The organism is Afipia sp. GAS231, from assembly GCF_900103365.1.
Lineage (GTDB): Bacteria > Pseudomonadota > Alphaproteobacteria > Rhizobiales > Xanthobacteraceae > Bradyrhizobium.
Genome location: NZ_LT629703.1, coordinates 1,924,477 through 1,944,853, shown reverse-complemented (window position 1 = coordinate 1,944,853; position 20,377 = coordinate 1,924,477). Strand labels below are relative to the sequence as shown.

Genomic DNA, 20,377 nt, shown 5'->3' with positions numbered 1-20,377 from the left:
GATGAGAAGTAAGCCGTCATGGCCGGGCTTGACCCGGCCATCCACGTCTTCCTTTTCGCGGAGATTTAAGACGTGGATGCCCGGGACAAGCCCGGGCATGACGATTGAGAGATTGACAGGGACCTAAGATGAACCAGCCCGCATCCGCCTACTTCCTCGAAGAGCGTCACGATCCGACCGAAGCGCATACGCTGTCGGTGCTGGTGCAGAACGAGCCCGGCGTGCTCGCGCGCGTGATCGGACTGTTTTCGGGGCGCGGTTACAACATCGAAAGTCTCACCGTCTCCGAGACCGAGAGCCAGAAACATCTGTCGCGGATCACGATCGTCACCACAGGCACACCGATGGTGATCGAGCAGATCAAGCACCAGCTCGACCGCATGGTGCCGGTCTATCGCGTCGTCGACATGACGCTGACCGGCCGTTCGATCGAGCGCGAACTGGCGATGGTCAAGGTCCGCGGCGGCGGCGACAACCGGGTCGAGGCGCTGCGGCTGGCGGATGCGTTCCGCGCCCGCGTGATTGACGCCACCACCGAAAGCTTTGTGTTCGAGATCACAGGCAATTCCACCAAAATCAATCAGTTCATCGACCTGATGCGCCCGCTCGGCCTCGTCGAAGTGTCGCGCACCGGCGTTGCCGCGATCGGGCGCGGGCCTGAAGGGATGTGAACATGCTGGCGCGCGACTGGTACTATACGCAGAGACGGCAGCTCGGGCTCGATTCCGCGGTCGCCGCGATCTATGACCGGCATGACGACAGCGACGTCCGCGCGCGCGCTGCGTTGAACATGCTCGGCGTCCAGCGCGGCTGGCGCGTCGCCGACATCGGCTGCGGCAACGGCGTACTGGCCTGCGAGGCCGCCCTGATGGGGGCCGAGGTCGACGCAATAGATATTTCGCCGGCGATGCTGGAGCTCGCCAAGATCTACGCCCGGGACCGCAAGGCTGCGGTCCGCACCCAACCGGCGGGGATGCTGAGTTTCGCCTACAAGCCGAACTCCTACGACCTGATCGTCAGTGAGTTCACGCTGCATCATCTGCCGGATTTCTGGAAGGCGGTGGCGCTGGCCCGAATCTTCGCCGCGCTGAAGCCCGGCGCCAACTTCTACCTGCGTGACATCGTGTTCGTCAGCATGCCCGACGGCGTCGACCGCGATGTCGAGCAGTGGGCGGATTTCACCATCAAGAACCATGACTTCGAACGCGAGGGCGTGGTCACCCACATGCGCGACGAATACTCGACCTTCGGCTGGGTGATCGAACGCATGCTGACCGACATCGGCTTCACGCTGGAGTCGGTCGATTATCACGCACCGCTGCACGGCACCTACCTGCTGCGCAAACCGAAGCCGGACCAAGCGAGCTAGAATCTCCAATGAAGTATGATCGATCAATTCGTCGTCCTGAGGCGGCCACGCGAAAGCGCGGCCCTCGCAGGGCGTCGGCCCGTGCGGCTCGGTGACGAATGGCCGCCATGTCGCACTCGCTCCTGTTCGCTTTCGTCATCTTCGCCACCGTGATGTTCTTCACGCCGGGGCCGAACAACGTCATGCTGCTATCGTCGGGGCTCACGTACGGTTTCCGCCCGACCATCCCTCATATTCTCGGTATTACGTTCGGCTTCGCCTTCATGATCGGCGCGGTCGGCGTCGGGCTGGGGACGGTCTTCATCGCCTATCCGGTGCTGCAGACCATCCTGAAATATGCCGGGGTCGCCTATCTGGTCTACCTGGCGGCGGCGATTGCGATGTCCGGGCCGGTCTCGCCCGATCAGGACGCCGGGCGCCGGCCGATGACGTTCTGGGGCGCGGCGATGTTCCAGTGGGTCAACGTCAAGGGCTGGGTCATGGTGATCGGCACCATCACTGCCTATGCGGCGATCGCGACCTATCCCTGGAATATCGCGATTCAGGTCGCCCTGGGCCTGTTGCTGGGCGCGATTTCCTGCACCGCCTGGGCCCTGTTCGGCAGTGCGTTGAGGCCGATCCTGACCTCTCCGCGGGCCGTGCGGGCCTTCAATATCGTGATGGCAATCCTGCTGCTGGCGTCCCTCTATCCCGTCTTCATGGATGCATGATGCCGCACTGCGCTATGCGAGATCAGGGTTTCCCCTGAGGGGAAAAAGCTCTACACAACGCCGGAATTTCGCGGGCGACCGGCGGTCCGTTACCCCCAAATGCCTGATTAACCGGCCGATTTTGGCCACCGATGAGGAACCGACTATGCGCGTTTATTACGATCGTGATGCTGACCTGAACCTGATCAAGGGCAAGAAGGTCGTCATCGTCGGCTATGGCAGCCAGGGCCATGCCCACGCGCTGAACCTGAAGGATTCCGGCGTCAAGGACGTCGCGATCGCGCTGCGCAAGGGTTCGGCCTCGGCCAAGAAGGCGGAAGCCGCCGGCTTCAAGGTGATGGAAGTCGCCGAAGCCGCCAAATGGGCCGACCTCGTCATGATGCTGACCCCGGACGAATTGCAGGGCGACATCTACCGCGAGCACCTGCACGACAACATGAAGAAGGGTGCGGCGCTGGTGTTCGCGCACGGCCTCAACGTCCACTTCAACCTGCTCGATCCCCGCGCCGATCTCGACGTGCTGATGATCGCCCCCAAGGGCCCCGGCCACACCGTGCGCTCGGAATACCAGCGCGGCGGCGGCGTGCCCTGCCTGATCGCGATCGCCAAGGACGTCTCGGGCAACGCCCATGACCTCGGCCTTTCCTACGCCTCGGCGATCGGCGGCGGCCGCGCCGGCATCATCGAGACCTCGTTCAAGGAAGAATGCGAGACCGACCTGTTCGGCGAGCAGGTGGTGCTCTGCGGCGGCCTGGTCGAGCTGATCAAGGGCGGCTTCGAGACCCTGGTGGAAGCCGGCTACGCCCCCGAGATGGCCTATTTCGAGTGCCTGCACGAGGTGAAGCTGATCGTCGACCTGATCTATGAAGGCGGCATCGCCAACATGAACTACTCGATCTCCAACACCGCCGAATACGGCGAATACGTCACCGGCCCGCGCATTGTCACGTCAGAGACCAAGGCCGAGATGAAGCGCGTCCTGAACGACATCCAGTCCGGCAAGTTCGCCCGCGACTGGATGCTGGAGAACAAGGTCAACCAGACCTCGTTCAAGGCCACCCGCGCCAAGCTCGCCGCCCACCCGATCGAGGAAGTCGGCGAGAAGCTCCGCGACATGATGCCGTGGATCAAGAAGGGCGCCCTGGTCGACAAGACCAAGAACTGAGCTTCCTTCGCACTGCAACGAAATATTAAGGCAGAGACGACATTATCAGGCGAGATCGCGGACACGCGGTCTCGCCTTTTGTTCGAAGAATTGAGCGTTGATTTAGATTCTTGAACGCTCCGCGTCAGGTGCACGGCCTGACCTCAGAGCTCAGACTTGATGCTCCCTCCGCATCCTCTGCGTGAACCAGCTCAAGCGATCTGTTAGCAGCCAAAAGTCTTGAGATTACCGAGTCAAAGCGCGGTTTCTTAATGCGCGTTTGAGGTCGCTCGATCATCGATCGAGCAGGCAATGTCGATCGGCATTGCCGGAATCAAGTGATGGATCAGGCCGCGGATTATTTCTCGATCCGGTTGTGAAGCTGCCAGAACCGGACCGTGCGCTGGGCGGTCTCCATCGAAAGCTTGCGGAAATCGCGCTGTGCAATTTCCAGCGTCGGCTCGTCGATCGGATATTCGTTCGGCCGGTTGCGCAGGATGCTCTCCACCGTCGGCCAGTTGAGCTTGGCCGACCGGCAGGGGATCAGGATCAGGTCGTTGCGGGGCCCTTCCATCAGGCGGCCCACCATGTCGAGCGGCATGTCGTTGAGAACCGCCAGCGAGACGGTGACCTCGTCGAATTTACCGGCCTCGGCGAAACTGTAGACCGCCGCGTCGTCCAGTTCGTTCAGGCCCTTCATCAACTTCACGAGTTCCTCGGCCACACCGTAGCTCCGCTTCGGAGCCGAGGCTTCGCCCGCGATCGCGTTCAGGATCTGCCTGATCTCTTCCCGGATCGAGGGTGGGGCGATCGCCAGCAGGCGGGTGCGCACCGCCTCCTTGGCGCGGCGCAACAGGTCGCGCAGGAATTTGGCGGGCAGGTCGGTGCGGAGCCCGAGGATCTCGATCAGCTCATCGTCGCCGTCGGCGCGGGCGACGATCGCGGAATAGCCCTCTTCCGAGAAGCTGGCGCTGGCATTGTTGGCCAGCCTCCGGATCACCCTGCCTTCGCCGCGGTCGACGATGACGTCGGTGACGGCGGCGGGCAGGTCAGGCCGGCCGGAAATGGCGAGCAGGTGGTCCTGTCCCTTGCGGCTGGCAATCTCGACCAGCGTTTCGGTTCCGAGACGGCTCGACTGGGCCAGCACGGTGCCGGCGACCTCGATTTCGTCGTCCCAGGCCAGATGCTGGATGACCTCGAACGGCGCGTAGTCGATCGGCGCCAGCCGCCGCGACAGCTCGGCCTTCGCCCGGGTTTCGACGCGCGCGATCAACAGGCAGAGCACATCGTCGAAGACCTGAACCTGGTCGTCGCTGAGACGGTCTCCGTCATTGAGGAAGAGATCAGTCACCTGCCTGAGGGTGTCGACCCGTTTGGCGGATGAACCGCCTCTGACGGCGTCTTCGAGTTCGGCGATGATCGAGTGAGCCGGCTGTTGCACAGGGGCAGCCTGTTTGTTGTTTCAATTTCAAGCTGCACAATGGCGGCTGCCACCTTACGCCGGCGTTAAAGCCGGAACCACGTAGAATTACAGAACGGCCGCTGCGAAAACAGGCAGACGGACCGTAGCGGCCACGGCACCGCGGACGTTTGTCGAAGCATTCCGCGCTTTGTGCGATTTGCATTCGCGATTGCTTTACCAAGCTTGCTGCGCCGCACGCAGCATTTCCAGCGACAATTGGCCTCTGTATGCGGTCTGTGAGCTGCTTCCGGTATTCCGTTCCGGCTGCTATCCTCTCCAAACCGTTCCACAAAAAGCTCGAATAGGAATCTGTCCAACAAGAAGCCGTCAAGCCTGGCCCGCATCCGAGGAGGAAACTCATGAAGCGCGTGCTTAAGGATTTTTTCACGACGAACTTCATTAAAGCTCTGCTCAAGGTGCTTGGACTTTCCGGATTGATCATCGTCGCGGCCACCGCATCCGCTGCCGCGCAAAAGAAATACGACACCGGCGTCTCCGACACCGAGATCAAGATCGGCAACATCATGCCGTATTCGGGGCCGGCGTCGGCCTATGGCATCATCGGCAAGACGATGAGCGCCTATATGCGGATGATTAACGACAATGGCGGCGTCAACGGCCGCAAGATCAACTTCATTTCCTATGACGACGCCTACAGCCCGCCGAAAACGGTCGAGCAGGCCCGCAGGCTGGTCGAGAGCGACGAGGTATTTCTGATCTTCGCGCCGCTCGGCACCGCGTCGAACGCGGCGATCCAGAAATACATGAACACCATGAAGGTACCGCAGCTTTTCGTCGCCACCGGCGCCTCGCGCTGGGGCGATCCCGAGCATTTCCCCTGGACCATCGGCTGGCAGCCGAATTACCGGGCCGAGGCGCGGATCTACGCCACCTATATCCTGCAGCATCATCCCAATGCCAGGATCGGCGTGCTCTACCAGAACGACGATTTCGGCAAGGACTACGTGCTCGGACTGAAGGACGTGCTGGGCGACAGATACGGCCGGATGGTCGTCAGCGAGATTTCCTACGAGATCGCAATGCCGACGGTGGACTCCCTGGTGGTCGCGATCAAGACTTCCAACCCCGACATCTTCGTCAATATCGGAACGCCGAAGTTCGCAGCGCAAGCGATCAAGAAGGTCGCCGAACTCGGCTGGCACCCGATCCACATCATGACCAACGTGTCGGCCTCGGTCGGCGCGGTGCTGAAACCGGCGGGCCTGGAAAACTCGGCCGGCATCCTCAGCGCCGGCTATCAGATGGACGTCACCGATCCGCAATGGGACAGCTATCCCGGCATGCAGAAATACCGCGCCTTCATGGCGAAGTATTATCCGGAAGCCGATCGGTCCGAGAGCGGCCCGCTGACCGCCTACAACACCTCGACCGCATTGGTCGAGGTGCTGAAACGGTGCGGTGACAATCTCACGCGCGAGAACGTCATGAAGATCGTCGCCAACATGGATTTCGAGATCAACACCTATATCCCCGGCATCCGCATCAAGACCTCGCCGACGGATTTCTATCCGATCGAGCAGGTCCAGATGATGAAATTCACCGGCGAGAAATGGCAGCTGTTCGGTCCGATCATCGACGGCCACGCGGAGTAGGGGCCGGATGGCGGGACGAGGGCGCCTCTATCCCGCGATGGCCGGAATTCGGCGATGGCCCCGCTGCGCCGGGCGCGGCTTGTTGGTTCGGAGCGGCGACGGAGCCGCAGGCCTTGTGTCGCAGTTCGCTCCGTTCTTCATGCGCGTCTTCAGCTCCTTGCTGGCGCAGACCAGGCGTGCGCGCAGCTCTTGCGACTGCGCGATGTGGCGGTCGAGCTCGGAGAGTTTTCGTGCGATCTGCCCGATCAAATAGTCGCGACGCAGGCCGTGACTTTTGGTCTCCGCCAGCGCACCCTTGATCTCGTCAAGCGTAAAGCCGAGCGATTGCGCCTGCAGGATCATGCCCAGCGCTTCAGCCGAACTCTCGTCATATTCGCGGTAGCCCGCTTGTGTCCGGCGCACCGGTTGCACCAGGCCCTGATCCTCGAGAAAGCGTATTTTCGACGGCGCCACGGCGAACCGCCGCGCCAGTTCACCGATCTGCATGGCCGGGATCTCCATTGAAAAGGTCGCGCAAACAGGCCTTGACCTTCAAGTTAGGTTGAAGGTGTAGAGTGTCCTCATCCGTCACCGAATTCAAGGTCAATCCATGCATGCGTCCGTCCCGCTTCCATCGCTGTTCGCTCCGCTGACGCTGCCGAACCAGGCGGTCGTTCCCAACCGCATTGCGAAAGCGGCGATGGAAGAAAACATGGCGGATAGTAGCCAGCTTCCGGGCGAAAACCTGCGGCGGCTGTATGCGAACTGGGCCGCCGGCGGTGCCGGATTGATCCTGTCCGGCAATGTGATGATCGATCCGGCAGCGCTGACCGGACCCGGCGGCGTCGTGCTCGACGCGCGCCAGCCGATCGAGCCGTTCAAGGCCTGGGCGCAAGCGGGGATGCGCAACGGTGGCCAGATGTGGCTGCAGATCAACCATCCCGGCCGGCAGGTTTTCGCCGCGATGGGGCAGCAGGCGGTGGCGCCGTCAGCGATCGGCGTCGATCTCGGAGCCTATTCGCACTTGTTTCCGGTGCCGCGCGCGCTGGATGAAGCTGACATTGCCGGGATTGTCGCGCGGTTTGCCACCACCGCCAGATTGGCGGAGGCAGCGGGCTTTTCCGGCGTGCAGATCCATGCCGCCCACGGCTATCTGATCAGCCAGTTTCTTTCACCGCTCACCAACCGGCGCAACGATGCCTGGGGCGGCGAGTTGCATAACCGCGCCCGGCTCCTGCTCGATGTCGTCAAGGCGGTGCGAGCGGTGGTCTCGCCCGGCTTCTCGGTCGCGGTAAAGCTGAACTCGGCCGATTTCCAAAAGGGCGGCTTCGACGCGTCGGATGCCGTGCAGGTGGTGCGCTGGCTCAATGAGTTGCCGGTCGATCTCGTCGAATTGTCCGGCGGCTCTTACGAAAGCCCGGCCATGCAAGGCTCGCCGCAGAGCGGTGGTACTGCGGCGCGCGAGGCTTACTTTCTCGACTTTGCCCGCGACGTCAGCGCGGTGGCGCGCATGCCGATCATGGTCACCGGCGGTATCCGCCGGCGTGCCATTGCCGAACAGGCGCTCAGGCCGAGCGAGGGCCGGCCGGGTGTCGCGATGGTCGGCATTGCCAGCGCTTTTGCGTTCGAACCGAAGCTGGCGGAAAGGTGGAAGGGCGACGAAACCCTGGACGTCCATATTCCAAGCGTCGGCTGGCGCAACAAGGCCTATGCAAGCCTTGCAAAGATGGCTCTGGTGAAGCTGCAACTGCGCCGCCTCGGCAGAGGCCGGCAACCGCAACCCAATGCCAGTCCACTGCTGTCGTTGATCCGCCAGCAGATCATCACCAAGCGGCGCACCCGGCTTTACCGGACCTGGGTATCTCAGGCACGGGTCGAGCCATCAGGCGCATGATATCATGCGCGGCTGAGCGCGCTTGAGGACTGGTCTTTCCGCGCAAAATGCCGGAAAACCGTCGGGAAAAGGAATTGCGTCATGAAATCTGTCGTCATCACCGGCGCGTCCACCGGCATCGGCTGGGCTACCGCAAAGCTGCTGCTCGACCGCGGCTTCCGCGTTTTTGGCAGTGTCCGCAACCAGGCCGACGCCGACCGCCTCAAAACCGAGTTCGGCGCCAATTTCACCCCGCTGCTGTTTGACGTCACCGACGAGGCCGCGGCGCTGGCGGCGGCGCGCGAGGTGCGCGTCGCGCTGAACGGTGAGACGCTCGCCGGCCTTGTTAACAATGCCGGCATTGCCGTGGCGGGTGCCGTGCTCGAGATTTCCGCCGACGCCTTTCGCCGCCAGATGGAAGTCAACGTCATCGGGCCGATCATCTCGACCCAGGCGTTCGGCCCCTTGCTCGGCTCCGACCCGTCGCTGAGAGGGCCGAAAGGGCGGATCGTGATGATCTCGTCGGTGGCCGGCAAGAACGGCAATCCGCTGGCGTCGGCTTACGCGGCGTCGAAGCATGCGGTCGAGGGATTGTCCGAGAGCCTGCGCCGCGAAATGATGCTGTTCGGCATCGACGTCATCATCATCGCGCCGGGCCCGGTGAAGACGCCGATCTGGGGCAAGACCGACAAGACTGAGCTTGCCGCCAACTCGCCGTTTGCCCCGGCGCTGGTGAAGATCCGAGCGTTCACCAAGCATCTCAGCGAAATCGGATTGCCGCCGGAGAAGATCGCCGAACGGATTTTTGAAGCGCTGACGTCGGCCAATCCAAAGGTGCGTTATCAGATCACGCCGGACCCGATGCGGCATCTGATCATGTCGGTGCTGCCCAAGCGCACCGCCGACAAGCTCATCGCCAAACGTCTCGGCCTGTTACCGAAGACATGAGCATGTCGCTGAAAATGGCCGTTGGCGCCGCCGCGATGCTGGCGCTCGCCTCCGTCGCCCATGCCGGCGATCAGGGCGATCCCGAAGCGTCCTGCGACGGCAACACGTTTCAGATGGTCGAGTGCCTCAAGGCCAAGACGGCGCAATGGGACAAGCGGATGACCATCGCATATCAGCAGGCGCTGAAGGATGCGGTGCCGGCGCAGCACGATCAATTGCGCACGGCGCAGCGGCTGTGGATCCAGTACCGCGACGCCAATTGCCTGTATTACGGCCTCGGCGAGGGCACCATTGCACGGCTTGATGCCGGCGAATGCATGCGCAGCATGACCGAAGCAAGGGCCAAAGAGCTGGAAGGTCTCGGTCATCAGTGACGGCTGGTTCAATGACGAGGGCTGGAAAGAATCTCGCGGAACTGACCCGGCTCGCCGACGAGGCGCTTCGCAGCCAGCCCGGATGCGAAACCGCCTCGGTCCCCGGTCTCCATGGCCTGCCTGATGTCCGGGAAGGCCGAAACTGGGAAATTCCCAACGTCGTGCTGGGCGACAGCCTGATCAGCGATGTCGATCGGGCTGTCATCACCGTGCATCACAGGCTCGGCCGCAAGTTTTACCTGCTGATGGACCAGTAGGTTTAGCTCGCCGGCATGGTGCGTTGTGCCCGCGGCGCCATTGCGATCATGCGCAGCGCGAACACCGCGAGCAGTGGAATCAGGAACAGCGCGTAGAGCGGCATGTCGGGAATCCGTTTGCCGAACGACACCATGAACTGCAGCAGCAGATAATAACCGCCTGTCAGGTGCAGCATGCGCCAGGCCCGCGCGCCGAGCGCGATCGCGGTCCGGTCGAACGAGGTTGCGGTCATGGCGATGATGAAGGCATAGCCGACGCCGCCGAAAACATAGGAGGCAATCGAGGTCGCGCCGGCATAGCCCACGGGATCCATCACGGCGAAGCAGATAATGGCGACCGCATGGATGGCGTGCGAGGCGGCGAAAGTAACGCCAAGATAGCGGCGATTGCGGCGCTGCCACCTGGTCCACGCATTCGGCCACAGCCGCGCCAGCGCCGCGGCGCCGAAGGCGAGGCAGAAGAACAACAGCGAGGTCCGCGCGGTGAAGCGGATCACCATCCGCACGCCGTCGACCTCGAACTGTCGCATGCCGGCGATCCAGAGACTCAGGGCGACCAGGGTCAGCGCCAGCACTGCGAACAGCCGCCAGCCTTCAAACCAGTTTTGACGTGTCGGCATGTTCGGAACCCTCTCTGATACTGCCGTCATTGCGAGGAGCGAAGCGACGAAGCAATCCATTCTTCCTTGCGGCTCGGTGGATTGCTTCGCTTCGCTCGCAATAACGCGGATGCACAATGTAATCGCCAGTTACATGGCGTGAGCCGGAACCGTCAATCCGTGTAATCAGTGCTTACATTCACAAGCCGGTGATGCTAGGGGAGGGCATGCCCGCCGCCAAACCGACCGCCGCCAAATCTGCTGCCGCCAGGCCGCGCCGCCGGGCCGCCCGCGCGGCGGCGCCGAAGCCCTATCACCATGGCGATCTCCGGCGGGTGCTGATCGACGCCGCGCTGCAACTGGTCGGCGAGGGCGGCCCCGACGCGGTCAGCGTCCGCGAGGCCGCCCGCCGCGCCGGCGTTTCGCCCGGTGCGCCGTTCCGGCATTTTCCGAGCCGCGACGCCCTGATGCAGGCGGTGGCGGAGGAGGCGCAGCGGCGGTTTCGGGCCGAGATCGAGGTGGCGCTGTCAGAGGCTGTGGCCGGCGATCCGCTGGCGCGCTTCCGCTCGCTGGGACTGGCCTATGTGCGCTGGGCGATGCGCAACCCGACCCACTTCGAAATTCTCTCCAGCCGCCGCTTTTTTGATCACGACAAGGCGGCCGGCGTCTCGGCTGACAATGCCGAACTGATCGAACTGACCGAACGCACGCTCGCCGAGGCGTTCGCGCAGGGCCAGCTCCGCTCCGTGAACCTGAAAGCGGTCCAGATCGCCGGCCGCGCGCTGGTCTATGGCTTTGCCCGGATGGACATCGACGGTCATTTCCCGCGCTGGGGCGTCAGTGGTGGGGAAGCCGAACGCACGGCGGAGGCGATCATCGACCTGTTCGTCGAGGGAATTGCGAAACGGGTGTAGCTCTCTCTCACCGTCATTCCGGGTTCGCTTCGCACCCCGGAGTGACAGCCGTTTGGGTTCACACCCTTAAATTGATAGAAGGTGGAACTTTCCCGCTCCGGGGGTGTTGTCCCGTTCCCTGAGGCAGCCATCATGACCATTCCCCGCAAGGTGAATAGCTACGCGCCATCAGCTCCGGAGCCGGTCACCCCGCCGTACTGTCGCTATTGCCGGGTGCGCATGGACCTGACCCGCATAAGTCCCGATATCGGTGGGCACGTTGTCAGATACTTCCTCTGTCCGAACTGTCACCTGACGGATTGCGTGAGGGTGTGAGCCGGCGCGCACGGTGCCCCGGCAAATTCATTGCGCGTTCATGACGATTCCACTACGTTTTTATGACACGACACAGGTTCCGGCTGGGTCGTGCGTCTCCTGGTCGTCGCCAGCCAAGACCCCAGTATTGCGCCGGGTCATGTTGTTTTCCGCCGATGGCGCCCGCGCCAAATCCAGGACCCTCCGTCACAACCGCCGCTGCCGGCATTGCCGGGATCGGCATCTGGCGGCTATCGGCCGTCGCCGCGCCGCATCTGGCGGCGCTGGCGATCATGTATCAGACCGAAACCGATTTCGGCGGGCGTATCGGCTTCGTGCTGTCCTGGGGCATCCTGAACTTCTTCTTCATTGCGCTGCTGCGTCGGCCGGCCCTGTCGGGCGCGCTGTCGCTGACGCTGGTCGTGGTGCTGGTGCTGCTGTCGCAGTTGAAGCACTCCGTGGTGCAGATGACCGCGAACTTCGTCGACCTGATGGTGATCGATCGCGACACCGCGGCCTTCCTGTTTACGATCTTTCCGAACCTGCGCTGGTCGGTGATATCAGCCGGCCTCGTCACTATTCCTTTGATGTATGCGCTGTGGTGGCTCGATCCATTCCGGATTCGCCGGTTGCCGGCGCTGGCCGGCATGCTGGCGTGTCTCGCGGCATTGGTCGGTTATGCCTTCGCCTGGCCGGATGAGGCCTGGCGCGGCTATTACGATGACGGCTATCTGTCGAAATTCTCCCGCTCCGGCGTCACCGCGGTTTCCGATTTCGTCCATTACGGTTTCATGGAATCGGCCGCTTCGGTCCCTGAGCGCCTCAAGGTGCCGCTGGTGGACTCCTGCCATCCGGCGGGCCGGCGGCCGAACATCATCATGATCCATGATGAGTCGAGTTTCGATATCCGCGCCGCCGACGGCATCAAGGTGCCGCCGGGCTATGGCAACCATTTCCAGTCCTTTGACGGCAAGGAGCGCAAGTTTCTCGCCGAGAGCAATGGCGGGCCGAGCTGGTTCACCGAATACAACGTGCTCGCCGGGCTTTCCTCGCGTTCGTTCGGCCGCTTTGCCTATTTCGTGACGCGCATCGCCTCGGGCCGGGTCGAGCGCGGCCTGCCGCTGGCGCTGCGCCGTTGCGGCTATTCCACGCTGTCGCTCTATCCGGCCTATGGCGCCTTCATGAGCGCGCGCAGTTTCCAGACCACGACCGGCATCCAGCGTTTCCTCGACGCCCGCGATCTCGGCGCCAGGGATGTCGAGCCCGACGGCTTCTTCTACGACAAGGCGCTGAAGTTGATGGCCGAACAGCCGGCCAATTCGCCGCTGTTCACCTTCGTCTATCTCGCCGCCAATCACTTCCCGTGGGAAACCAAATTCCGCCCCGACCTGATGCCGTCCTGGCGCAGCCCCGGCAACACCGCCTCGGTCGACGAATATCTGCGGCGGCAGGCGATGAGCGCGGGCGACTACGCTTCCTTCGTCGCGGCGCTGAAGAAGAAGTTTCCGGCACAGCCGTTCCTGATCGTGCGCTATGGCGACCACCAACCCGAATTCTCGCCGCAACTGCTCGATCCCGCGCTCGACGAAGCCGGCATCGGCAAGAAACTCGAGAGTTACGACCCGCGCTATTATGCGACCTATTACGCGATCGATGCTGTCAACTTCGAGCCGGTGAAGAGCCCTGTCGTGATGGACACGATCGACGCGGCCTATCTGCCGCTGGTGATCCAGGAAGCCGCCGGCATTCCGCTCGACCCGTCGTTCGAGGAGCAGAAGGCCATCATGCTCCGCTGCAACGGCGTGTTCTACGACTGCAAGGACGGAGCCGAGTCCCGCCGTCTCAACCGGCTCTTGATCGACGCGGGGATGATCAAGGGGCTGTGACCCTTGACGTCGTGGCCGGCTTCATCCCCGTCATTGCGAGCCAACGGGTCGGCGCGAAGCGCCGCCCGATGACAGGCTCCGCGAAGCAATCCATATTGCGGCATAACTGATGTATGGATTGCTTCGTCGCTTTGCTCTTCGCAATGACGGTGGGTCCGAGTTACTTCGTACCGATCTTTTCCCACAGCCACCTTGCCACCGCGTCCGGCGAACTCGTCGCATCGTTGCCGGCGGCGCGCAGATTGGCTTCGCGCATGGTGGCGATGTTGATCTTGCCGAGCAGCGGCTGCAGCGCATCGCGCAGCTTCTCGTCGCCGGCGCGCTTTGGCGCCAGCAGCACCATCGCGTCGTAAGGCGGGATCGCGTGCCTGATGTCGTCGAGCACCACCAGATCGTATTTGGCGATCAGCCCGTCGCTGGTGTAGCCCGCGATCACGTCAACCTCGCCGGATGCGACCGCCGCATACATGAAGTCCGGCTGCATCTGCCGCTGGGCGCGGAACGAGAGGCCGTAGGATTTTCGTAAACCCGCCCATTCCGGGCGCGAGAAAAATTCGTAGTCGGCGGCGATCGACATCCCGGGCGCGCGGGAGGCGAGGTCGGCGATGGTGCGGATGCCGAGCTGTTCGGCGCGCTTGCGCGGCATCACCAGCGCATAGGCGTTTTCGAAACCGAGCTGGCCGAGCAAGGTGATATTCTGAGCGGCGAGCGTGGTCTTCAACTCGGCGAGCAGCGCCTCGCGCGGCCTGATGTCGGTGTGATGGAATTGATTGGCCCACAGCGTGCCGGAATAGTCGATGTAGACGTCGATATCGTTGCCCGCCAGCGCGTCGAAGATCACGTTGGAGCCGAGGCCCTCGCGCGAGGTGGCGGCGAGCCCGGCCGCCTGCAGCCGCTGCTTGATCAACGCCGACAAGACATATTGCTCGGTAAAGGTCTTGGCGCCGACGACGTAGCTCGATTGCGAGCGGGTCATCGAAGGCACCAGCGTCGCCGCGACGAGGCCGGCGATGGCGACGCCGCCGAATGCGATCCGCAGCCGGCTGCGCAGGCGCACGCCGTCTTCGATCAGCGCCAGCAGCTGGTCCACCACCAGCGCCAGCACGGCGGCGGCGAGGCAGCCGAACAGCACGAACACCCAGTTCTGGGTCTGCAGGCCTGCGAAGATGTAGTTGCCGAGGCTGGTCTGGCCGATCGGTGTCGACAGCGTTGCGGTGCCGATCACCCAGACCGCCGCGGTGCGGATCCCCGCCATCATCACCGGCAGCGCCAGCGGCAACTCCACCGTGAACAGCGATTGCCGCGGCGTCATGCCGACGCCCTGCGCCGCCTCCAGGATCGCGGCATCGACGCCCTGCAGACCGGTGATGGTGTTGCGCAGCACCGGCAGCATCGAATAGAGCGCCAGCGCCAGCACCGCCGGGAGGAATCCGAAGGCGGAAAAGCCTGTCCCGAACCACGACAGCGACAATGCCGCCAGCGCCAGCAGCAGCGGATAGAACAGCGCCAGCAAAGCGAGCCCGGGCACCGTCTGTACGATGCTGGCGAGGCCCAGCAGTGCCGTGCGCAGCACCGGGCGGTGACGCGACAGGATAGCCAGCGGCAGGCTGACGAGAAGGCCGAGGGCGAGTGCGGTGACGCTGACGCGGACATGGTTGCCGAGATAGTCAGGCAGATGGCCCAGCGCCTCGCCCCAGCGCGGATCGGAGAAAAGATTCATGCCGCGCCATCCCGCGGCAGCAAGGCGCCCAGCCGCTCGGCCTGCCGCCGCGGCGTGCGCAGGAGTTCGCCGACATAGGCGTCGCCGCTGTTGGAAAGTTCAGCCGGCGTGCCCTCTGCTAGCAGGCGTCCCCCGCGCATGACCGCGACGCGGTCGGCCAGCAATATGGCTTCGGTCATGTCGTGGGTGATCATGACGGTGGTCAGGCCGAGTTTGCGGTGCAGCGCGCGATAGTCGTCGCCGAGCGCATCGCGGGTAAGGGGATCGAGCGCGCCGAACGGCTCGTCCATCAGTACGATACGCGGCCTGGCGGCGAGCGCCCGCGCCACGCCGACGCGCTGGCGCTGGCCGCCGGAGAGTTCATGCGGCAGCCGGTCGCGATATGGCGCGCGGTCGAGCCGCACCAGATCGAGCAGTTCGTCGACCCGGGCGGCGATTTCGTCGGCCGGCGTGCCCAGGAGCTTCGGCGTGATGCCGATATTGCCGGCGACGCTGATATGCGGAAACAGTCCGCCGCTTTGAAAGACATAGCCGATCCGCCGCCGCAGCCCGATCGGGTCGACGCTGCCGATATCTTCGCCCTCGACCGTGATGGTCCCGCGGTCGGCTTCGATCAGCCGGTTCGCCAGCCGCAGCAGCGTGGTCTTTCCCGAGCCCGAGCCGCCGACGATGGCCAGAAACTCACCCTCGGCGACGTCAAGCGAGACGCCGTCAACGGCGGCCACGCGGCCGCCGTCGAAGGTCTTCGCGACATCCTTGTAGGAGATCAGGGGCGGCGGCATTCGATCTCTACTCTTACCCTTCCCTGGAGGGGGAGGGTAAGGACCAACTACCACGTCATGACGCCGCGTTGAACTTATCCTTGTGAACCGCTAAGGCATCTGTCCAAACGGGGAGAACAGGGTGGATACGGCACAGCCAACGGCAATCGCGCTTGACGACGCGACGGTGGCATTCCGGCTGGCCGGAGACCGGGTCTACACCGCCGTGGAACAGGCCAATCTTTCGGTAGCCCATGGCGAGTTCGTCGCCATCGTCGGCCCCACCGGCTGCGGGAAATCGACGCTGCTCAACGTCGCGGCCGGGCTGCTGAAGCCGGCGGCGGGTTCGGTGAAAATCTTCGACCAGCCGCTGAACGGCCTGAACCGGGATGCCGGCTATCTGTTTCAGGCCGACGCGCTGTTCCCCTGGAAGACCGCGATCGACAATGTCGCCATCGGGCTTGAAGTCGCTGGCGCGCCGCGCGAGCAGGCGCTGCAGCGTGCACAGGGCTGGCTGACGTCGGTGGGGCTCGGTGCTTTCGGCAACCGCTATCCGCACATGCTGTCGGGCGGCCAGCGCAAGCGCGTCGGCCTCGCCCAGGTCCTGATCCGCGATCCCAAGATATTGCTGATGGATGAGCCGTTCGGGCCGCTCGATGCCCAGACCCGGCAGATCATGGGTAACCTGCTGCTGGAACTGTGGAACGCCGACCGCAAGGCCGTGTTGTTCGTCACCCACGATCTGGAAGAAGCGATCGCGCTGGCCGACCGTGTCGTCATCATGTCGGCGGGGCCGGGTGCGCGCATCATCGGCGACTGGCGGGTGTCGCTGCCGCGGCCGCGCGACATTTCCGAAATCCGCATGGAAAAGGAATTTCACTCACTGCACCGTGAAATATGGAGCCTTTTGAAGGACGAGGTGTTGAAGGGCTACGCGCAATCGGCCGTCGGGTGATTGCGCTAAAAACAAACAAGCAGGAGATGTCATGTTGGGACGTGGTTCGATTTTCGCTGCCGCCGTGGTGTTGGCAGCCTTCTGCGGCGCGCAGCAGGCGAGTGCACAGGGCGTGTTCACGCTGAGCTCGCCGAGCTTCAAGGACGGCGAGCGGCTGGCTGTCAAGAACGCCGGCAATAACAAGGCCAATCCAAATTGCGTCGGCGACAACATTTCGCCCGCGCTGAACTGGGCCAACCCGCCCGAGGGCACCAAGAGCTACGCGCTTTTGATGTTCGATCCGGAAGGGCGTCCGCCCGGCGGCGTCAGCCATTGGGTGGCCTATGGCATTCCGGCTTCCGTGACCGGCTTTGCCGAGGGCGAAGTCTCCAAGGCCAGCGACAAGTATATCGGCGGCCTGAGCACGCAGAAGGTCGGGTTCTACTCCGGCCCCTGCACGCCGGCCGGCCCGCCGCATCACTACACCTTCACGCTGATCGCGACCGACCTGGAGCCGGCGGCGCTCAAGGAAGGCATGACGCGCGAGGAACTGATCAAGGCGCTCGACGGCCACGCCAAGCAGGCGACCGGCCTGATCGGCATCTTCTCGAAGTAAGGGGCGGGTTGTCGCGATGAGAGGAGTTTGAGCGTGTCGAGGATCAGGCTCCTCTCATTGCAATTGCTGGTCGCCGTCGTCGCCCTGGGGCTGTGGCAGTTCTTCGCCACCGTGCCGGTGTTAGGCCGCATGATTTTGCCGCCGTTTTTCTTCTCCAATCCGGTCGACGTCTTTAGCCAGATCGTCCATTGGTTCGCGACCGGCACGATCTGGAAGCACCTGGTCATTACGCTGTGGGAATCGACCCTGGCGTTCGTGATCGGCTCGCTGGGCGGCGTCCTGGTCGGGTTCTGGTTTGCGCGGCAGCCGCGTGTCGCCGCGGTGTTCGATCCCTATGTGAAGATGTTTAACGCACTGCCGCGCGTGGTGCTGGCGCCGATCTTCACGCTGTGGCTGGGGCTCGGCATCTGGTCCAAGGTGGCGCTCGGCGTCACGCTGGTATTCTTCATCGTGTTCTTCAACGTCTATCAGGGCGTCAAGGAAGTCTCCAACACCGTGCTCGACAACGGCCGCATGCTCGGCATGAACGAGCGGCAGTTGACGCGGCATGTCTACTGGCCGTCGGCGTTGTCGTGGATGTTTTCCTCGCTGCACACCTCGGTCGGCTTTGCCGTGGTTGGCGCCGTGGTCGGCGAATATCTGGGATCGGCGGCAGGGCTCGGCTACCTCATCCAGCAGGCCGAAGGCGTGTTCGACGTGGCCGCCGTGTTCGCCGGCATGTTCGTGCTGTCCGCCTTCGTCATTTTGATCGATGTGGGTGTGACGATGGTGGAGCGTCGGCTGCTGGTCTGGCGGCCGACGGGTGCGGGTGGGCGCGATTGAGCTGCGCCGTCGGACGCCATCGTTTTGTTACAATATGGCTTTGTTACAATCTCCCGCTTAATCGTTATTCGCCTCGTGCTAGCCAATGGCGCATGATCGATCGGGCCGCACCACCGGCGGCTTCGATCCCAGCGCACCGGCCCGAAATCCGATGATCCCTGCACAGCGGACAGTCCCGTCTGACGAGGCGTCGCTTCGCTATGCCGGCTGGCGCGTTGTCTTCAGCTGTTTCCTGATGGCGCTGTTTCTGTTTGGCTTTGCGCTTTACGGTCATGGCATCTATCTCGCCGAGCTTCAGCGCCTCAACGGCTGGCCGGCCGCGCTTATTTCGGGTGCGAGCACGCTGTCGCTGCTGCTTGCCAACATTTTTGCGACCTTTACCAGCGAACTCGTGGCCCGGCTGGGTCCGAGGCGGCTCGTTTTGCTCGGACTGGCGGCGCTTGCTGCGTCGATGGTGTTGCTCGCCTTCGCGACCGCGCCATGGCAGCTCTACGTCGCGTTCGCCCTGATGTCGCTCGGATGGATCGGGATGGGGACGATCGTGAGCGCGACCATCGTGAGCCTTTGGTTCGTCCGCCGCCGCGGTCTCGCCATCAGCCTTGCGTTTACCGGCGCCAGTTGCAGCGGAATCGTCGTGACGCCTTCGCTGGTATATCTTGTCGAGCGCTTCGGCTTTACGACTGCGATGCTCGCCGGGACCGCGATCATGCTTGCCGTTCTCGTGCCCGTCACCATCGCCTGGATCGGCCCGCCGTCAGCCGAAGGCCATGCCGCCGCGCGGATCGATGATCCGCCGCAGGCCGAAACGCCTTCCGCTGCGAGCGATATTTCACGCGCGATGCTCGTGCGCCGCGCGGCGTTCTGGACCATCTCGATCCCGTTTGCGCTGGCTCTGGTGGCCCAAATTGGTTTCATCGTGCATCAGATCGCCTTGCTCGAGCCGAAGATCGGCCGCGTCAATGCGGGCTTTGCGGTGTCGGTCATGACGTTCATGGCGATCGCCGGCCGCATCGGTCTCGGCATGGTGGTCGACCGCTTCGATCCGCGGCGCGTCGCCGCTGTGTCGATTGTCAGTCAGGCCGCGGCGCTTCTGACCATCATGCAGTCCGATGCGGTTCCGGTCGTACTGGCTGCCTGCGGGGTGTTCGGTTTTTCGGTCGGAAATCTCATCACCTTGCCGCCGCTCATCATGCATCGCGAATTCAGCGCCGCGAGCTTTGTCGTCGTCATGGGGTTGTCGAACGCGGTCAGCGGAACCATTGGCGCGCTGGGGCCGGTGCTGGTCGGGCTCGTGCGAGGCTGGAGCGGCGATTACGACACGGCGCTTGCGCTCTGCATCGCGCTCGAGGTGATCGCGGCAGTGATCGTGGTTCAGCGCGGGTTGCCAGTCGGGGGGCGGGGGTAGCCGTCGTCATTGCCTGCAACAAACGCGAAGCGTTTGTGCAAGGGAGCGCCGCAACGACTTGTCCGCCGTAGCTCAACGAGCGAAGGCGGAAGCAATCCATTCTTCGTTGCACGGAGAGATGGATTGCGTCGCGGAGCCTGTCATCGGGCGCGCATCCGCGCGACCCGTTGGCTCGCAATGACGGTGGAATTGCCGCCGTCAGTTCAGCAGCTTGGTGTCGTCAGGCTTCTGCGGCGGCGTCTTGATCGCGATCGCCTTGATGGTGCGGCCATCGGGCTTGGTGCCGCCATGCGGCGTGCCCTTCGGGATGATGACGAGATCGCCCGGCTTGACCGCCACTTCCTTGTCGCCGAGCCAGATCGTGCCCTTGCCTTCGAGGATGTACTGAATCTCGTTGGCGTCGGCATGCAGGTGCTTGGGCGGGCTGCCGTCCTGGATCGAGATGGTGGCGCCGTCCACCGAGACGAAGGTCTTGTTGCGCATGCCGCCGGCGTTGGCGGGCGAGATCGCGTCGCCTTCCAGTTCGCCGGTATGGATGATCTGCGCCGAGATGACGTCGGCGGCGTAAGCCGGGCGCAACAGATGCGTAACGCCGCAGCCGGCGGCAAAGGCGGCAGCGATCGACAACGAGATGGCGATGCGATTCATGGGTAGTTCTCCCTGGAGCGTTTTTTGTGAGGCGGATGCTAGTTCGCGA

General features: G+C 63.4%; 21 protein-coding genes. 15 read left to right on the top strand and 6 right to left on the bottom strand.

The annotated features are described in order from the left end of the window. The first annotated feature begins 128 nt into the window (after nucleotides 1–128). The 4 genes from ilvN (at nucleotide 129) to ilvC (ending at nucleotide 3,244) form a co-directional block, all read left to right on the top strand. Nucleotides 129–671 (top strand): acetolactate synthase small subunit, encoded by a 543-nt coding sequence (ilvN, locus tag BLS26_RS09300; protein WP_027537637.1) that lies wholly within the window; start codon nucleotides 129–131, stop codon nucleotides 669–671. A gap of 2 nt (nucleotides 672–673) precedes the next feature. Beyond that, nucleotides 674–1,369 carry a class I SAM-dependent methyltransferase gene (locus BLS26_RS09295; RefSeq protein ID WP_092510372.1) on the top strand — a complete coding sequence of 232 codons (696 nt, stop codon included), beginning with the start codon at nucleotides 674–676 and terminating at the stop codon, nucleotides 1,367–1,369. A 107-nt stretch (nucleotides 1,370–1,476) separates the two neighbouring features. Beyond that, nucleotides 1,477–2,079 carry a LysE family translocator gene (locus tag BLS26_RS09290; RefSeq protein WP_092510370.1) on the top strand — a complete coding sequence of 201 codons (603 nt, stop codon included), beginning with the start codon at nucleotides 1,477–1,479 and terminating at the stop codon, nucleotides 2,077–2,079. A gap of 145 nt (nucleotides 2,080–2,224) precedes the next feature. Next, a complete protein-coding gene (gene ilvC, locus BLS26_RS09285; protein ID WP_074817884.1) occupies nucleotides 2,225–3,244 on the top strand; it encodes a ketol-acid reductoisomerase in 1,020 nt (339 codons plus the stop codon). A gap of 337 nt (nucleotides 3,245–3,581) precedes the next feature. On the opposite strand, the gene BLS26_RS09280 is transcribed toward ilvC, so the two are convergent. Next, on the bottom strand, nucleotides 3,582–4,664 hold the full coding sequence (locus BLS26_RS09280) for a DUF2336 domain-containing protein (RefSeq protein WP_092510368.1): 1,083 nt from the start codon (nucleotides 4,662–4,664) through the stop codon (nucleotides 3,582–3,584). 380 nt (nucleotides 4,665–5,044) lie between these two features. Between BLS26_RS09280 and BLS26_RS09275 the strand changes: the two genes are divergently transcribed. Next, the gene (locus tag BLS26_RS09275; protein ID WP_092510366.1) at nucleotides 5,045–6,298 is read left to right on the top strand and encodes an ABC transporter substrate-binding protein; all 1,254 of its coding nucleotides are present in this window, start codon (nucleotides 5,045–5,047) and stop codon (nucleotides 6,296–6,298) included. 27 nt (nucleotides 6,299–6,325) lie between these two features. On the opposite strand, the gene BLS26_RS09270 is transcribed toward BLS26_RS09275, so the two are convergent. Further along, nucleotides 6,326–6,784, bottom strand: coding sequence for a MerR family transcriptional regulator (locus tag BLS26_RS09270; RefSeq protein ID WP_157676390.1), 459 nt, complete (start codon nucleotides 6,782–6,784; stop codon nucleotides 6,326–6,328). Between the two features lie 103 nt (nucleotides 6,785–6,887). Between BLS26_RS09270 and BLS26_RS09265 the strand changes: the two genes are divergently transcribed. From BLS26_RS09265 to BLS26_RS09250, 4 genes are all read left to right on the top strand, one after another. Then, nucleotides 6,888–8,171: an NADH:flavin oxidoreductase/NADH oxidase family protein gene (locus BLS26_RS09265; protein WP_092510362.1), complete on the top strand. Its 1,284-nt coding sequence runs from the start codon at nucleotides 6,888–6,890 to the stop codon at nucleotides 8,169–8,171. A gap of 81 nt (nucleotides 8,172–8,252) precedes the next feature. Beyond that, nucleotides 8,253–9,098, top strand: coding sequence for an SDR family oxidoreductase (locus tag BLS26_RS09260; protein ID WP_092510360.1), 846 nt, complete (start codon nucleotides 8,253–8,255; stop codon nucleotides 9,096–9,098). A gap of 2 nt (nucleotides 9,099–9,100) precedes the next feature. Beyond that, nucleotides 9,101–9,472 carry a lysozyme inhibitor LprI family protein gene (locus BLS26_RS09255; RefSeq protein WP_244541894.1) on the top strand — a complete coding sequence of 124 codons (372 nt, stop codon included), beginning with the start codon at nucleotides 9,101–9,103 and terminating at the stop codon, nucleotides 9,470–9,472. Between the two features lie 11 nt (nucleotides 9,473–9,483). Beyond that, nucleotides 9,484–9,729, top strand: a complete 246-nt coding sequence (locus BLS26_RS09250; RefSeq protein ID WP_092510358.1) for a hypothetical protein — start codon at nucleotides 9,484–9,486, stop codon at nucleotides 9,727–9,729. A 2-nt stretch (nucleotides 9,730–9,731) separates the two neighbouring features. On the opposite strand, the gene BLS26_RS09245 is transcribed toward BLS26_RS09250, so the two are convergent. Further along, nucleotides 9,732–10,349: a hypothetical protein gene (locus tag BLS26_RS09245; RefSeq protein ID WP_172804575.1), complete on the bottom strand. Its 618-nt coding sequence runs from the start codon at nucleotides 10,347–10,349 to the stop codon at nucleotides 9,732–9,734. Between the two features lie 206 nt (nucleotides 10,350–10,555). Between BLS26_RS09245 and BLS26_RS09240 the strand changes: the two genes are divergently transcribed. Beyond that, nucleotides 10,556–11,242 (top strand): TetR/AcrR family transcriptional regulator, encoded by a 687-nt coding sequence (locus BLS26_RS09240; RefSeq protein ID WP_092510356.1) that lies wholly within the window; start codon nucleotides 10,556–10,558, stop codon nucleotides 11,240–11,242. A 470-nt stretch (nucleotides 11,243–11,712) separates the two neighbouring features. Beyond that, on the top strand, nucleotides 11,713–13,422 hold the full coding sequence (locus BLS26_RS09235) for a sulfatase-like hydrolase/transferase (RefSeq protein ID WP_092510354.1): 1,710 nt from the start codon (nucleotides 11,713–11,715) through the stop codon (nucleotides 13,420–13,422). 160 nt (nucleotides 13,423–13,582) lie between these two features. On the opposite strand, the gene BLS26_RS09230 is transcribed toward BLS26_RS09235, so the two are convergent. Together BLS26_RS09230 and BLS26_RS09225 are read right to left on the bottom strand one after the other, a co-directional pair. Further along, nucleotides 13,583–15,142, bottom strand: a complete 1,560-nt coding sequence (locus BLS26_RS09230; RefSeq protein ID WP_092510352.1) for an ABC transporter permease/substrate-binding protein — start codon at nucleotides 15,140–15,142, stop codon at nucleotides 13,583–13,585. Beyond that, nucleotides 15,139–15,924 (bottom strand): ATP-binding cassette domain-containing protein, encoded by a 786-nt coding sequence (locus tag BLS26_RS09225; RefSeq protein ID WP_092510350.1) that lies wholly within the window; start codon nucleotides 15,922–15,924, stop codon nucleotides 15,139–15,141. Before BLS26_RS09225 ends, BLS26_RS09230 begins: the two co-directional genes overlap by 4 nt. A gap of 121 nt (nucleotides 15,925–16,045) precedes the next feature. Here BLS26_RS09225 and BLS26_RS09220 point away from each other — a divergent pair, with 121 nt between their 5' ends. The 4 genes from BLS26_RS09220 to BLS26_RS09205 all read left to right on the top strand — a co-directional run bounded on the left by BLS26_RS09220 (nucleotide 16,046) and on the right by BLS26_RS09205 (nucleotide 19,680). After that, nucleotides 16,046–16,858: an ABC transporter ATP-binding protein gene (locus BLS26_RS09220; RefSeq protein ID WP_244541893.1), complete on the top strand. Its 813-nt coding sequence runs from the start codon at nucleotides 16,046–16,048 to the stop codon at nucleotides 16,856–16,858. Nucleotides 16,859–16,889: 31 nt separating this feature from the next. After that, complete coding sequence (locus BLS26_RS09215; RefSeq protein ID WP_092510348.1) at nucleotides 16,890–17,453, top strand: YbhB/YbcL family Raf kinase inhibitor-like protein; 564 nt, start codon at nucleotides 16,890–16,892, stop codon at nucleotides 17,451–17,453. A 33-nt stretch (nucleotides 17,454–17,486) separates the two neighbouring features. Next, on the top strand, nucleotides 17,487–18,275 hold the full coding sequence (locus tag BLS26_RS09210) for an ABC transporter permease (RefSeq protein WP_092510346.1): 789 nt from the start codon (nucleotides 17,487–17,489) through the stop codon (nucleotides 18,273–18,275). 85 nt (nucleotides 18,276–18,360) lie between these two features. Further along, nucleotides 18,361–19,680 (top strand): MFS transporter, encoded by a 1,320-nt coding sequence (locus tag BLS26_RS09205; protein WP_371360794.1) that lies wholly within the window; start codon nucleotides 18,361–18,363, stop codon nucleotides 19,678–19,680. Nucleotides 19,681–19,878: 198 nt separating this feature from the next. Here the strand turns inward: BLS26_RS09205 and BLS26_RS09200 are convergent, their stop codons facing one another. Next, nucleotides 19,879–20,328, bottom strand: coding sequence for a cupin domain-containing protein (locus BLS26_RS09200; protein WP_092510344.1), 450 nt, complete (start codon nucleotides 20,326–20,328; stop codon nucleotides 19,879–19,881). Between the last annotated feature and the right edge of the window lie 49 nt (nucleotides 20,329–20,377).

Coding starts and splice junctions, on each gene's coding strand:
- BLS26_RS09240 (WP_092510356.1), top strand. CDS start 10,556: ATGCCCGCCGCCAAACCGACCGCCGCCAAATCTGCTGCCGCCAGGCCG.
- BLS26_RS09265 (WP_092510362.1), top strand. CDS start 6,888: ATGCATGCGTCCGTCCCGCTTCCATCGCTGTTCGCTCCGCTGACGCTG.
- BLS26_RS09250 (WP_092510358.1), top strand. CDS start 9,484: ATGACGAGGGCTGGAAAGAATCTCGCGGAACTGACCCGGCTCGCCGAC.
- BLS26_RS09295 (WP_092510372.1), top strand. CDS start 674: ATGCTGGCGCGCGACTGGTACTATACGCAGAGACGGCAGCTCGGGCTC.
- BLS26_RS09200 (WP_092510344.1), bottom strand. CDS start 20,328: ATGAATCGCATCGCCATCTCGTTGTCGATCGCTGCCGCCTTTGCCGCC.
- ilvN (WP_027537637.1), top strand. CDS start 129: ATGAACCAGCCCGCATCCGCCTACTTCCTCGAAGAGCGTCACGATCCG.
- BLS26_RS09260 (WP_092510360.1), top strand. CDS start 8,253: ATGAAATCTGTCGTCATCACCGGCGCGTCCACCGGCATCGGCTGGGCT.
- BLS26_RS09270 (WP_157676390.1), bottom strand. CDS start 6,784: ATGCAGATCGGTGAACTGGCGCGGCGGTTCGCCGTGGCGCCGTCGAAA.
- BLS26_RS09255 (WP_244541894.1), top strand. CDS start 9,101: ATGTCGCTGAAAATGGCCGTTGGCGCCGCCGCGATGCTGGCGCTCGCC.
- BLS26_RS09230 (WP_092510352.1), bottom strand. CDS start 15,142: ATGAATCTTTTCTCCGATCCGCGCTGGGGCGAGGCGCTGGGCCATCTG.
- ilvC (WP_074817884.1), top strand. CDS start 2,225: ATGCGCGTTTATTACGATCGTGATGCTGACCTGAACCTGATCAAGGGC.
- BLS26_RS09275 (WP_092510366.1), top strand. CDS start 5,045: ATGAAGCGCGTGCTTAAGGATTTTTTCACGACGAACTTCATTAAAGCT.
- BLS26_RS09225 (WP_092510350.1), bottom strand. CDS start 15,924: ATGCCGCCGCCCCTGATCTCCTACAAGGATGTCGCGAAGACCTTCGAC.
- BLS26_RS09290 (WP_092510370.1), top strand. CDS start 1,477: ATGTCGCACTCGCTCCTGTTCGCTTTCGTCATCTTCGCCACCGTGATG.
- BLS26_RS09215 (WP_092510348.1), top strand. CDS start 16,890: ATGTTGGGACGTGGTTCGATTTTCGCTGCCGCCGTGGTGTTGGCAGCC.
- BLS26_RS09235 (WP_092510354.1), top strand. CDS start 11,713: ATGGCGCCCGCGCCAAATCCAGGACCCTCCGTCACAACCGCCGCTGCC.
- BLS26_RS09245 (WP_172804575.1), bottom strand. CDS start 10,349: ATGCCGACACGTCAAAACTGGTTTGAAGGCTGGCGGCTGTTCGCAGTG.
- BLS26_RS09205 (WP_371360794.1), top strand. CDS start 18,361: ATGGCGCATGATCGATCGGGCCGCACCACCGGCGGCTTCGATCCCAGC.